Raw genomic sequence first — 11,924 nt, 5'->3', positions numbered from 1 at the left:
GCGGCCTCCCCGCCGACACGGCCGATGTGGACCCGTCGCCACCCGGGATGTTAGACAGCAGTCGGTACTACCCGTAACAAACGTTGCAGAGCGTGCAACGCGAGGAGGATCCGCATGGGCAGCAGCGACGCAGTCCGGGGGCTCGCCGACGAGCTCGTCGACCACCGCTTCAAGGGCCTGCCCCCGGACGCCGAACGGGCCGCCCTGACCGTCGGCGGGCTCGCGGCGCAGCAGCGGAACCTGTTCACCGGCGGGTTCACCACCCCGGTCCTGACCCTCGACGCCGACGCGCTGGAGCACAACCTCACCGCGCTCGGCGAGTACGCCTCCCGCCACCACCTGGCCTTCGCCCCGCACGGCAAGACCTGCATGGCCCCGCAGCTGTTCGAGCGGCAGCTGGAGCACGGCGCCTGGGGCATCACCGCGGCCGTCCCCCACCAGGCCCGCGTCTACCGGGCCTTCGGCATCCGCCGGATCTTCCTCGCGAACGAGCTCGTCGACCCGGCCGCCCTGCACTGGGTCGCCGAGGAGCTCGCCTCCGACCCCGACTTCCGCTTCGTCTGCTACGTGGACTCCGTGCGCGGCGTCCACCTCATGGACCGGGCCCTGCGCGGCCGGGCGGCCGTGGTCGACGTCGTCGTCGAACTCGGCGCCGGCGAGGGCGCCCGTACCGGCGCGCGGACCGAGGAGGACTGCCGGGCGGTCGCCGACGCGGTCGCCGACGCCGCCTCCCTGCGCCTGGTCGGCGTCGCCGGGTACGAGGCCGAGGTGCCGGACGCGACCCCGGAGTCGGTGCACGCCTGGCTGCGCCGGCTCACCGCGCTGGCCGTCGACTTCGACAAGGCCGGGCGGTTCGCCCCCGACCTGGAGGAGATCGTCGTCAGCGCGGGCGGCTCCGCCTGGTTCGACGCCGTCTCCGACGTCTTCGCCGAACTGCCCGAGCTGTCCCGGCCCGTGCTGCGGCTGCTGCGCTCCGGGGCGTACGTCTCCCACGACCACGGCTGGTACACCCGCCTGACCCCGTTCAACCGGGTCCCGCAGGAGGGCGGGCTGCGGCCCGCGTTCCGGCTGTGGACGCAGGTCGTCTCCCGGCCGTCCCCCACGCAGGCGTTCGTCAACGCGGGCAAGCGGGACGTCGCCTACGACCTGGGCCTGCCGGAGGCCGAGCTGGTCCGCGACGCCCTGACCGGCGAGGAGCGGCCCGCCGCCGGGGTGCGGGTGGTGAAGCTGTCCGACCAGCACGCCTGGCTGGAGACCGACTCCGCGGACGCCGTCGAGGTGGGCGACTGGGTGGCGCTGGGCATGTCCCACCCGTGCACCATCTTCGAGAAGTGGCCGCTGATCCCGGTCGTCCGGGCGGACGGCACGGTCACGGAGTTCGTGCGCACCTTCTTCTGATCCGGCAGGCCGAACGGGTCGGCTGATCCGGCCGGCCGATCCGGTCGGCCGACCCGGTCGGCCGATCCGGCCGGGGCCCCTGGAGGCGGCCGATGGACCTGGTGATCCGGGGGGCCCGCGTCGTCGACGGCACGGGCGGGCCCTCCCACCGCGCCGACGTCGCCGTCCACGACGGCCGCATCGCCTCCATCGGCCGGATCCGGTCCGGCGGGCGGGCGGTCCTCGACGCGCACGGACTGGCCCTGGCCCCCGGGTTCACCGACATGCACGCCCACAGCGACCTGGCCCTGCTGCGCGACCCGGACCACAGCGCCAAGGCCGCCCAGGGGATCACCCTGGAGGTCCTCGGCCAGGACGGGCTGTCGTACGCGCCCGTCGACGACCGGACCCTGGCCGCGGTGCGGGCCGCCGTCACCGGCTGGAACGGCCCCGGCGAGGACGGCGACTTCACCTGGCGCACGGTCGGCGGCTACCTCGACCGGATCGACCGCACCGGCACCGCCGTCAACGCCGCCTTCCTCGTCCCGCAGGGCACCGTCCGCGCGTACGCCGTCGGCTGGGCCGACCGGCCCGCGACCCCGGCCGAGCTCGACCGGATGCGGGCCCTCGTCGCCGAGGGGCTCGCGCAGGGCGCGGTCGGCATGTCCTCCGGGCTGACCTACACCCCGGGCATGTACGCGTCCCGTGCCGAACTGGCCGCACTGTGCCGGGTCGTCGCCGCGTACGGCGGCTACCACTGCCCGCACCACCGCTCGTACGGCCGCGGCGCGCTCGCCGCGTACGCCGAGATGGTCGCCCTGGCCCGGGAGACCGGCTGCGCGCTGCACCTGGCGCACGCCACCCTGAACTTCCCCGAGAACGCGGGCCGCGCCCCCGAACTCCTCGCCCTGCTGGACGCGGCGCTGGCGGCGGGCGCCGACATCACCCTGGACAGCTACCCGTACACGCCCGGCTGCACCACCCTCGCCGCGCTGCTGCCCGGCTGGGCCGGCGAGGGCGGCCCCGAGGCGCTGCTCGCCCGGCTGCGGGACGACGCGACCGCCGAGCGGATCCGGTACGCGCTGGAGGTGACCGGGTCGGACGGCTGCCACGGGGTGCCCGTGGACTGGACAGCGGTCGAGGTGTCGGGGACCGCGGACCCGGCGCACGGCGGCTGGGTGGGCCGGCGGCTGCGCGGCTGGGCGGAGGCCCGGCGGCTGCTGCTCGCCGACCGGCTGGGCCCGACCGTCCTGCAGCACGTCGGCCACGAGGACAACGTCCGGGCGGTCATGCGGCATCCCGTGCACACCGGCGGCTCCGACGGCATCCTGCAGGGCGCGAAGCCGCACCCGCGGGCGTACGGCACCTTCCCGCACTACCTCGGCCGGTACGTGCGCGAGCTGGGCGTACTGACGCTGGAGGAGTGCGTGGCGCACCTGGCGGGCCGGCCGGCGGCCCGGCTGCGGCTGCCCGACCGGGGGCTCGTACGGGTCGGACACCGCGCCGACCTGGTCCTGTTCGACCCGGAGACGGTCGCGGCCGGGGCGACGTACGACAGCCCGCGGGCCCTGCCGACCGGGATCCCGTACGTCCTGGTCGACGGCCGCTTCGTGATGCGGGACGGCCGCCGCACGAACGCCCTGGCGGGCCGCTCGGTCCGCCGCACCCCGCACCGGGGACGCTAAGGGGCGCGGGGAACTGCGCGACCAGCCCCCACCGGCCCGCGCTTTCATGACCGGACTCCCAGCGGAGCGCATACGCTGAACCGCATGATCGCTTTCGCGCCGGCCGCCGTCCTGCTGCTGCTGTTCCTGGCGAGCATGTGGAAGGACCGCCGGCGCTTCCGCAATGCCGTCCTGCTGGGGCTGACCCTCATATGGGCCTCGATAGGGGTGCTGTTCCTGATCCCCTCGCTGCCGCCGGTGCTCGCGATCGCCGCGGTGGTGCTGGTCCTGCTGGTGCCGGCACTGGGCACGCTCGTGCTCGGCGTGTTCCTCGTGCGCAACGGCATCACCATGCTCCGCAAGGAGGGCCGCCGCCCCGCCAACCTGCTGTCGCTGGCTGCCGGGCTGGGCATCTTCGGGCTGATCGCGCTGATCGCCTACACCGGCGACCGGGGCTCGCCGGCGATGGACGCGGCCGTGGGCGGGCTGGTGCTGCTCGTCGGCTACGTCTCCTTCCTCTTCGCGTGCTTCCTCGCGTACGCCTTCCTGTACGGGCGGACCCATGTGCGCAGCGAGGTGGACTACGTGGTGGTGCTGGGCTCCGGTCTGGTCGGCGGCGAGCGGGTGCCCCCGCTCCTGGCCTCCCGACTGGAGAAGGGCCGCCGGATCCAGGCCGCGCAGGCGGCGCGGAACGGCGGGAAGGTGCCGCTGCTGCTGGTCTCGGGCGGGCAGGGCCCGGACGAGAAGCTGGCGGAGGCGCGCGCGATGGCCGACTGGCTGATCGCGCAGGGCGTGGCGCCGGAGCTGATCCGGCTGGAGGACCGGTCCCGGACGACGGACGAGAACCTCGCCTTCAGCCGGGCGCTGATGGAGGAGGAGACCGGGCCGGACTACCGGTGCGTGGTCGTCACCAACAACTTCCACGCCTTCCGTGCCGCGATGACCGCCCGCAAGGCCGGGGTGAACGGGCAGGTCGTGGGCTCGCCGACGGCCCGCTACTTCTGGCCGAGCGCCACCATCCGCGAGTTCGTCGCCGTGTTCTGGGAACACCGGCTGGTCAACCTGGTGGTCTGCGGGGCGATCGTCGTCGCGACGGGGGTGGCGGCGCTCGTCGCCGCGTAGCGCCGCCACCGGATGGTTCACGCGGTCACAGGCGCTGCCAGAGCGCGGGGACGTTCGGGGGCTCCCAGCCCGCCTGGGCCTGGTGGCCCTGGAGGCAGCGGTAGCCCGCACCGCCGTGCGTGACGGTCGCGCCGGCCGCGTACACCGTGCCTGCCTTCCAGGTGCCGCCGGGCTCCGGCTCGCCCGGGCCCGGGCCGGGGCCGGGGCCGGGGTCGCTGCCGGTGGTCTTCAGGGTGAGCCCGTACGCGGACAGGATCGGGTTCAGCGGCTGGAAGAACGTGGTGCCGCCGCCGGAGCAGTTGCCGGAGCCGCCGGAGGTGACGCCCTGGGCCTGGCTGCCGGAGATGTAGGAGCCGCCGGAGTCGCCGGGCTCGGCGCAGACCGTCGTACGGGTCACGCCCGAGATGGTGCCCTCCGGGTAGGTGACGCTGGTGTTGTGCTGCTGGACGGTGCCGCAGTGCCAGCCGGTGGTCGATCCGGACCGGCAGACGGAGGCGCCGACGGGCTGCAGGACGGAGCCGGTGACCTGCACGTTGGCGCCGCCGCTGCCCTTGACGTACGGGGTTGCCGTCCAGCTGGTGTTCGTCGCGACCCAGGCCATGTCGTTGCCGGGGAAGACCGACGCCTGGAAGGAGCCCTGGGCGGCCTGGTTGTGGCCGGTGATCGTGGTGCCGGCCCGGCCGCAGTGGCCGGCGGTGGCGAAGCCCTGGGTGGTGCCGCGGGTGACCGGGAAGCCGACGGAGCAGCGGCCGCTGCCGTTCATGTAGTACGCGTCGCCGCCCCGCAGGTCGTACAGCGGGCGCGGGGCCTCGGCCGTGGCGACCACGGTGACCAGGGAGGCGTCGGTCCCGGTGGCGGCGAGCAGGCGGGCGGCGGCGCCCGGCTCGGCCTCCTCCACGACGTTCGGCGGTGCGCAGGGCCTGCGCCGCGGCGGGGGCGGGGGCGGCGCCGGCGCCGCTGCTGCCGGCGAGCAGCAGTCCGGCGGCCGCCAGGGCGGTACACGCCGCGCGGGCGTGTCGCTTGAACATGGGGGTCTCCTCGGATTCCGCGGGGGGATGCGGACACCGTAGGAACCCCAACGGGAGCCCGGGTACTGCCAGTTGACCCCTCCCACGGCGTTATGCCCGGCCCGGGGCGGCGGGCGGCGGCCCGCCGAAGTGCGTTCATGACCCGGCGGCCGGAGGATGGGGGCAACCAAGCAGGGCACTGCAATGGAGGCACCGATGGGAAGTGAATCGGACCAGCAGCCCCAGGCCGCATCCCGGCCGGTCAGGCTCAACACCGGCGGGGAAGGCGCGTACGACCCCGAGGACCTCGTCATGGCGACGGGCGCCGACCCGACTCCGGAGCGGGTCGAAAAGGCCCGGAAGCTGATGGAGAAGGAGGGCATGGCGGTCATCGAGCGCTTCCTCCCCTGACGGAGCCCGTACCAAGGCTGCGGTCGGCCCCGGGCGCCCCTCCGCCCCGGGGCCCCCCTTTGCCGTCCACCCCCCGACACCGGCGACCGACGACCGGATCCGGGGTTGCGGGGTGCCGGTCGAGACCGGCGGCCGAATGCAGGATGCCGGTCGAGACCGGCGGCCGGATGCGGAGTGCCTGTGGCCGGGTACTGACCGCCGGATGCCGGGCGCGGGCCGACGACGGCTGGTCGCGCAGTTCCCCGCGCCCCTGAACCCCGGCTCCCGGAGGCCAAGGGGCGCGGGGAACTGCGCGATCAGCCACAGCCAACCGGCACCCGACCACCAGCCGTCCGCCCCCAGGACCCGGCACAGCCCCAGCCGGGCAGCGGCATCCGGTCCCGGAAGCCAGGGGCGCGGGGAACTGCGCGATCGGCCACAACGGGCCCGCAGGACCCGGCGGCGGCAGCCCCCGGCCCGGCCCTGCACCCCGCGAGGGGACCGGTCAGAGCGGGAGCCGGCCCGGTTCGGATTCGAGGGCCTCGCGGTCGCATTTCAGCATGACCAGGAAGAACACGCCGCCCGCAACCAGCAGGCCGACCACGATCACGACGGAGACCAGCGCCTCCCGCGGTGCCACCAGCACGAACAGCGCGATGACGGTCCACACCAGCGCGCACACGGCGACCGGCACCTCGAACCGCCCGAGGTCGAACGCGCCTTCCTTGCGCCCCAGCCGTCCCCGCACCGCCAGGTACAGGACGATGGTGGCGGCGTAGGTGAGCGCCGGGAGGATGGTCGACGCCGTGATCAGCTCCAGCAGTGCCGAGCCCGGCAGGACGACCATCAGGACCACCCCGAGGGCGAAGATCAGGACGGTGGCCGGGATGGGGGTGTGCGTGCGCGGGCCGACCCGCCGCATCAGCCGGTTCGCGGGGAAGCGCCCGTCGCGCGCCATGGCGAAGACGAGCCGGGCGCAGGCGACCATCGCCACGACCCCGGCGCCGAAGAACGCGATCGTGATCGCGACCAGCAGCACTTTCTCGACCTCCGGCCCCAGCTGGTCGCGGAGGATCGCCGCGACCGGCGACCCGCTCTTTGTGATCTTGGGGATGTCGTCGATCGCGATGGTGAGGGTGATCAGGAACAGCATGCCGAGGATTCCGGCCGCGACGACCGATCCCACGATCGCCCGGGGGACGGTGCGGTAGGGGTCTTTGGCCTCTTCGGCCAGGTTGGCCGCGGAGTCGAAGCCGACGAGGGTGGCGAGACCCATGATCATGGCGATCATCAGCCCGCCGCCGATCGCGAAGTAGCCCGGCGCGTCCTCGGTGACGCCGCGCGAGACGAGGTTGCCGGTGGCGCCGTCGCCGCTGATCACGACGGCGAGGACGAGCGCGATGGCGACCACCACGACGAGGGTGACTTCCAGTGCGACCGCCGCCGTGTTGATGAGGCTGACGAGGCGCGTGGAGGCCACGGCGATCACGGTCTGGAGGAACAGGACCACCAGGGTGATCACTCGCGCGGTGTCCTCGTCCGGCTGCATGCCGAAGAGCGGCATGAAGGCCTGGCTGGCGAGCGCGTTGGCGATCGCCACGACGGCGACCGCCAGGTAGCAGAAGGACAGCCAGCCGAACCCCCAGCCGATCTTCGGGTTGGCCAGCCGCGAGGCCCACTGGTACGAGGAGCCGCTGAGCGGGATGCGGGCCGCGAATTGGGCGACGACGAGCGCCACCAGTGCCTGTCCGATGGCCGCGATGATCCAGAGCCAGATGCCGACGGGTCCCGCGTTGAGCAGGACGTCGTCGTACGTGGCGAAGATCCCGACCGCGACCGAGATGAACGCGAACGAGATCGCGAACACCTGGAAGGAGCCGAGGGTCCGTTTCAGCTCCTGCTGGTAGCCGCCCATCTCGACGGCGTTCCCGCCGTCCTGCGCGCCGCCTCCCGGACTCTCCGCCATCTCCGCCACCACACCTTCCGTCGACGCCGTCGACCGCCCCGGCGGACCATCCTCATCAGCTGCGCCCGGCATGTCCCGATACGACACGGCTTGACGGGTCGGCTAACCCCGGTCGGCTGCGGCAGCCGGGCCCGGAACCGGAACCGGAACCGCAGCCGGAGCGGGGCCGGCCGCCGCGCGGGACAGGGCCTCCGCGTGGGCGGACCGGGAGTGGTCCAGGACGGCGGGGGCCCGGGCCGCCGCCCGCCCCGCGGGGTGCCAGCCGAGCAGGTGCCGCCAGACGAGCGGGGTCCCGGCGAGGGGACGGGTGACGAGTCCGGGCGTGGCGGGGAAGGTGGCCCGGCGCAGCCCGACGGCCCGCCCGACCTGCACCAGGTGGACGCAGGAGGCGGTGTCGGCCTCGTACACGCATGCCGGCGCGAACCCGGCCCGTACGCAGGCGGCGGCGAAGCAGTCCCCGGAGCAGCCGTCGCCGGGTACGTCGGTCCAGGCCTCGGCGGCCAGCTCGGCGAGCTCGATCTCGGTCCGGCTGCCGAGCGGGTGGTCCTCGGCCAGCATCACGCGCACGGGATCGCGCGCCACCTCGGTCCAGGCCAGCACGGGCCGCCCGGCCCCCGGCGCGAACGCCGCCCCGGACCCCGATCCCGATCCCGATCCCGGCCCCGTCCCCGGCCCCGGCTCGGGCGGCGCGCTCTCCCCGCACGCCCCGACCAGCGCGAAGTCCAGCCGTCCGGCGGCGACGGCGCCGGCGATCTCCCGCTCCGACCAGGAGGTGTACGTCGTCACGGGCACTCCGGGCTCCCGGCGCGCGAGCCGGTCGACGAGCCCGCCGAGCAGCGGCCCGTGCGTGCCGCCGAGCCGGTATCCCCGCCGACCCGGCCGCCCCCGCCGCCCCCGGCGCCTTCGCGGGCGAGGCGGACGGCCTCCTCCCGAAGCTCGCAGACCGCGGGCAGGAGCACCCGGGCCCGGTCGAGCACCAGCTCCCCGAGGGGGGTGCTGCGGACGCCGTCCCGGCCGCGTACGAACAGCTCCCCGCCGAGCCCCCGCTCGATCCGCTTGAGCTGGGCGCTGAGCGCGGGCTGGGCGAGCCCGAGCGCGGTGGCGGCGCGGGTCAGGCTTCCGGCCTCGGCGACGGCCCTGACGATCCTGAGGTGCCTCAACTCCAGATCCATGCCACGAGCTTGGTCCAGACCACCTGCGTTGCGCCATGGGTGTGACGGACCGTATCCGGGCGCGCTGAAGGATCGTTAAGCCGACCGGGGGTCGTTACTCGGAGGCAGCATGCAGACGATCACCGTCGACTGGGACCACCCCGCCGACCCCGCGCCGGAACTCGCCCGGGCCCACGTACGCGACTACGTGCGCACGGGCGGCATCGACGGCCATCTCTGGCACGGGGTCCCCACCCTCCTGCTCACCACCCTGGACCGCGCCACCGGCCGCACCCACCGCACCCCGCTGATCTACGCCGAGGACGAGGGCCGCCTGGTCGTCGCGGCGGCCGGCTGGGGCGCCCGGCGGCACCCGGCCTGGTACCGGAACCTGACCGCGCACCCGGAGGTCCGCATCCAGGTGGGCCCCGTGGTCCGCCCGGCCGTGGCCCGCCGGGCGACGGCCGAGGAGCGCGAGGTGTACTGGCCGGCCCTGGCGGCCCTGTGGCCCGCGTTCGACGACTACCAGGAACACACGGACCGCGCGATCCCCCTGGTCATCCTGGACCCGACCCCCCGCGCCCACCACTAGCAGCGCCGACCGCCCCGGCCGCCCGGGCCCGGTCGCGGGTCCACGCCACCGCGCCCACGAGCAGGGCCACCGCCACCGCGTACACGGGCAGCCACAGGGTGGTGGTGGCCGCGAGGCAGTCGGCGACGGCCTTGCGGCCCTGGTCCTGCCGGGCGAAGGCCAGGGCCGCGGGGTCGCTGCCGGCCAGGCCGCCCAGCACGGCCTCCGCCTGCAGGGCCGCGTACCGGCCCGCCAGCGCGCAGCTGCCGCGCGTGCCCGGCATCGGGAACAGCCAGGCCCGGCGCTGCAGCACGGGGGCGATCGCGATCGCCACGCACAGGCCGACGACCAGCGCGTACGCGATCAGGCTGCGCGTGTACCCGGAGCGGAGGTCCGGTGTCCACGGCGGCCGCTGCTGGAAGGCGAGCATGATCGCGAGGAGCGTCACCCCGATGAAGGTGGCGAACCACTGCCACGAGCCCTGGGCGAGGGCGAACGTGAGCACCGCCGCGAGCCCGATCCCGATGACCCCGGGGGCGGGGACGGGGATGTCGTCGCCCGCTCCGGCGGACGCGGCCCCGGACGCCGACCCCGGGGCCGCGCGGGTGTGAGCCGGGCTTCCTCGGCGGCTGGGATCGCTCACGGGCCTCTCCGGGGCGGCGGGGGCGGGGAGGCCCCAGCATCCGCCGCGGGCCGCCCGGCCCCCCGGCGCCATGCCGTACGGACCCGGCGCCCCGCCCGGATGGACCCCGCCCACCGGCTACTGGCGGCGGGCCAGGACCTCCGCGATCCGGGAGAACCCGTCCGCGCCGTGGCCGAGCGCCACGGCGCGGCGGGCCAGGCCCTCGGCGGCGCGCCACCCGTCGGGGCGGCGCGCTCCGGCCGGAAAGGCTCGCCGGCTCGCGGCGTCCGGTGCCTGGGGTCTCCCCAGGCCGCCCGCAGGGCCTGGGGGACGCATCGCATGGCGGAGGGCCGCAGCTCGTATCTCGCCGCACTCGCGCGGTCCGACAAGCAGCGGGGTGCCGTGCCTGGGTGGGCACCTCCCAGCGGTGGCTGGGGGAGCGTCGTGAGGCGGTGAGCCTCTCCGGTCAGAGCGCTAGCCGGCGGCGGGACGCGGGGTGCGCCACATCGCCCAGACCCGGGGGCCGCCGCCCGGGAGCTCCACCTCGGCGACCACGGCGAAGCCGAAGTGCTCGTAGAACGGGATGTTCTCCGGCTTGGAGGACTCCAGGGCGACCGGCATGCCCTCCGCGTCGGCCTTGGCGAGGCCGGAGCGGAGCAGCGCGGCCCCGTGGCCCTGGCCCTGGGCGGCCGGGTCGGCGCCGACGACGGCCAGGTACCAGTGGGGGTCCTTGGGCGGGGCCGCGGCGGCCGCCTCGACGGCGTCACGGAACAGGCCGGCCCGGTCACCGAGGATGCCCTGGAGCTCTGCGACGGTCTCCGCGTCGGGGGCGGCCTTGTCGAGGGCGTGCGGCGGCACCCAGAACGCGGCGGCCGCGTCGGTGAGCTCGCAGACGCCGTGGCGGCCGTACTGCCGGGTGAAGAGGGTGGCGAAGTAGTGGCGCATCCCGTCCTCGCGGGAGGCGCCGTCGGGGAAGAACCAGCGCATCATCGGGTCGTCGCCGAAGGCACGGGCGAGGGTGGTGCTGACGGTTGACGCATCGTCGGGCGTAGCCGCCCGCGGGGTGTTCGCATTCGACATACCGGTCATTCTGCACGCGATGATCTTGGTCCCACGCACGGGGGTCCCCCACCCCACCGGATCCAACAACTCCGTTTCCGAGAGGGCAGTTGTCCGCCGACCCGATGCGGCAGCCGCGACCCCGCGACCCCACAGGCAAGCCGGGACAGCTTCCCGTTCGCACCCGTTTCGGCCAATCGTTCGGCCACCGCGTCCAGTCGGCGCGTCCCATGCCTACCGTGACCACAGCGACAGTCGCTTTGTGGGTCAACTGCCGGCACCGGCGCCACAAGTGCCAGGAGGGCCTTCAGATGCATCACACGTGGGTTGCCGTTCATCGACCGCGCCTTGGCGGTGCCGCTCCCGTGACAGAGCAGCCACCGCGTCGCCCCGCGGAACGCGCCCGCCTCGGCAAGGCGACAACCGTCGCCGTAGCCCTCCTCGCCCTCTCGGCATGCAGTGGTGCACCGGACTCGGTGAACGGCGCCGTCAACAGCCACGAGCAGGCAATCGGCGCTTCCGCCCCGCCTTCCCCCTCCCCCTCTGCATCCGCGGCCGGCGACCCCGTCAAGGCGGCGCAGGAGCAAGCCCGGCAGGAACGGGCCGCTGCGGCGCCGAGCGGTGACACGATCACGCCCGGACCGCAGGGCACGGACGGCGGCGAGGACCGCGGCGTGCCGATCCTGACCGACGGGGACCTCACCGTCTACAGGCCGCGCAAGGAGCCCGGCGGAATCATCACGCCGGTGAAGATCACGAACCACGGCGAGGACCGAGCGTTCTACACCGTGGACCTTCGCATCACCGGCCCCGCCGGCTTCGACTCCGTCTTTCACCTCGACACCGACACCGTCGGCGTCTACCCCAACACGGACTGGCCCACCGAACTCACCGCCGCCGACCCCGGCAAGCCGATCCCGGAGGACCCCAAAGTGACGGTCCTCCGCAGCGACCGCCAACCGTTCCCGCGCTGATCAAGCCTCCCGAAGAATCGG

9 protein-coding genes and 3 pseudogenes are annotated in these 11,924 nt (G+C 74.6%); 6 read left to right on the top strand and 6 right to left on the bottom strand.

Annotation, left to right across the window (positions count from 1 at the left end):
* The first annotated feature begins 114 nt into the window (after window positions 1-114).
* From ACIQUT_RS12445 to ACIQUT_RS12435, 3 genes are all read left to right on the top strand, one after another.
* Window positions 115-1,398: an alanine racemase gene (locus ACIQUT_RS12445; RefSeq protein ID WP_403562192.1), complete on the top strand. Its 1,284-nt coding sequence runs from the start codon at window positions 115-117 to the stop codon at window positions 1,396-1,398.
* Between the two features lie 92 nt (window positions 1,399-1,490).
* Complete coding sequence (locus ACIQUT_RS12440) at window positions 1,491-3,062, top strand: amidohydrolase family protein (protein ID WP_403562190.1); 1,572 nt, start codon at window positions 1,491-1,493, stop codon at window positions 3,060-3,062.
* A gap of 84 nt (window positions 3,063-3,146) precedes the next feature.
* Window positions 3,147-4,163, top strand: coding sequence for a YdcF family protein (locus ACIQUT_RS12435; protein WP_403562188.1), 1,017 nt, complete (start codon window positions 3,147-3,149; stop codon window positions 4,161-4,163).
* Between the two features lie 25 nt (window positions 4,164-4,188).
* On the opposite strand, the pseudogene ACIQUT_RS12430 reads toward ACIQUT_RS12435, so the two are convergent.
* Window positions 4,189-5,064, bottom strand: a pseudogene (locus ACIQUT_RS12430) (carbohydrate-binding protein); the annotation flags it as partial.
* A gap of 322 nt (window positions 5,065-5,386) precedes the next feature.
* On the opposite strand from ACIQUT_RS12430, the gene ACIQUT_RS12425 reads away from it, so the two are divergent.
* Entirely contained in the window at window positions 5,387-5,581 is a 195-nt protein-coding gene (locus ACIQUT_RS12425; protein WP_403562186.1) for a hypothetical protein, read from the top strand.
* A 484-nt stretch (window positions 5,582-6,065) separates the two neighbouring features.
* Here ACIQUT_RS12425 and ACIQUT_RS12420 read toward each other — a convergent pair whose 3' ends face one another.
* Both ACIQUT_RS12420 and ACIQUT_RS12415 read right to left on the bottom strand, forming a co-directional pair.
* Entirely contained in the window at window positions 6,066-7,526 is a 1,461-nt protein-coding gene (locus ACIQUT_RS12420; protein ID WP_403562184.1) for an APC family permease, read from the bottom strand.
* Window positions 7,527-7,628: 102 nt separating this feature from the next.
* A pseudogene (locus ACIQUT_RS12415) lies at window positions 7,629-8,698 on the bottom strand (LysR family transcriptional regulator).
* Window positions 8,699-8,807: 109 nt separating this feature from the next.
* Here ACIQUT_RS12415 and ACIQUT_RS12410 point away from each other — a divergent pair.
* Window positions 8,808-9,269, top strand: a complete 462-nt coding sequence (locus ACIQUT_RS12410; RefSeq protein ID WP_403562182.1) for a nitroreductase family deazaflavin-dependent oxidoreductase — start codon at window positions 8,808-8,810, stop codon at window positions 9,267-9,269.
* Here ACIQUT_RS12410 and ACIQUT_RS12405 read toward each other — a convergent pair.
* From ACIQUT_RS12405 to ACIQUT_RS12395, 3 genes and pseudogenes are all read right to left on the bottom strand, one after another.
* Window positions 9,235-9,891 carry a hypothetical protein gene (locus ACIQUT_RS12405; RefSeq protein ID WP_403562180.1) on the bottom strand — a complete coding sequence of 219 codons (657 nt, stop codon included), beginning with the start codon at window positions 9,889-9,891 and terminating at the stop codon, window positions 9,235-9,237. The two genes, ACIQUT_RS12410 and ACIQUT_RS12405, sit on opposite strands and share 35 nt — an antisense overlap.
* Before the next feature lie 117 nt (window positions 9,892-10,008).
* A pseudogene (locus tag ACIQUT_RS12400) lies at window positions 10,009-10,104 on the bottom strand (NAD(P)-dependent oxidoreductase); the annotation flags it as partial.
* Between the two features lie 240 nt (window positions 10,105-10,344).
* Window positions 10,345-10,959: a GNAT family N-acetyltransferase gene (locus ACIQUT_RS12395; protein WP_403562178.1), complete on the bottom strand. Its 615-nt coding sequence runs from the start codon at window positions 10,957-10,959 to the stop codon at window positions 10,345-10,347.
* A gap of 335 nt (window positions 10,960-11,294) precedes the next feature.
* Between ACIQUT_RS12395 and ACIQUT_RS12390 the strand changes: the two genes are divergently transcribed.
* The gene (locus tag ACIQUT_RS12390) at window positions 11,295-11,903 is read left to right on the top strand and encodes a hypothetical protein (protein WP_403562176.1); all 609 of its coding nucleotides are present in this window, start codon (window positions 11,295-11,297) and stop codon (window positions 11,901-11,903) included.
* The last annotated feature ends 21 nt before the right edge of the window (window positions 11,904-11,924 follow it).

It is taken from the genome of Streptomyces sp. NPDC090445, from assembly GCF_044769385.1.
Taxonomy (GTDB): Bacteria; Actinomycetota; Actinomycetes; order Streptomycetales; family Streptomycetaceae; genus Streptomyces.
Note: the sequence above shows the minus strand (reverse complement) of the source record. Positions and strands in the feature narration are given on the sequence as shown.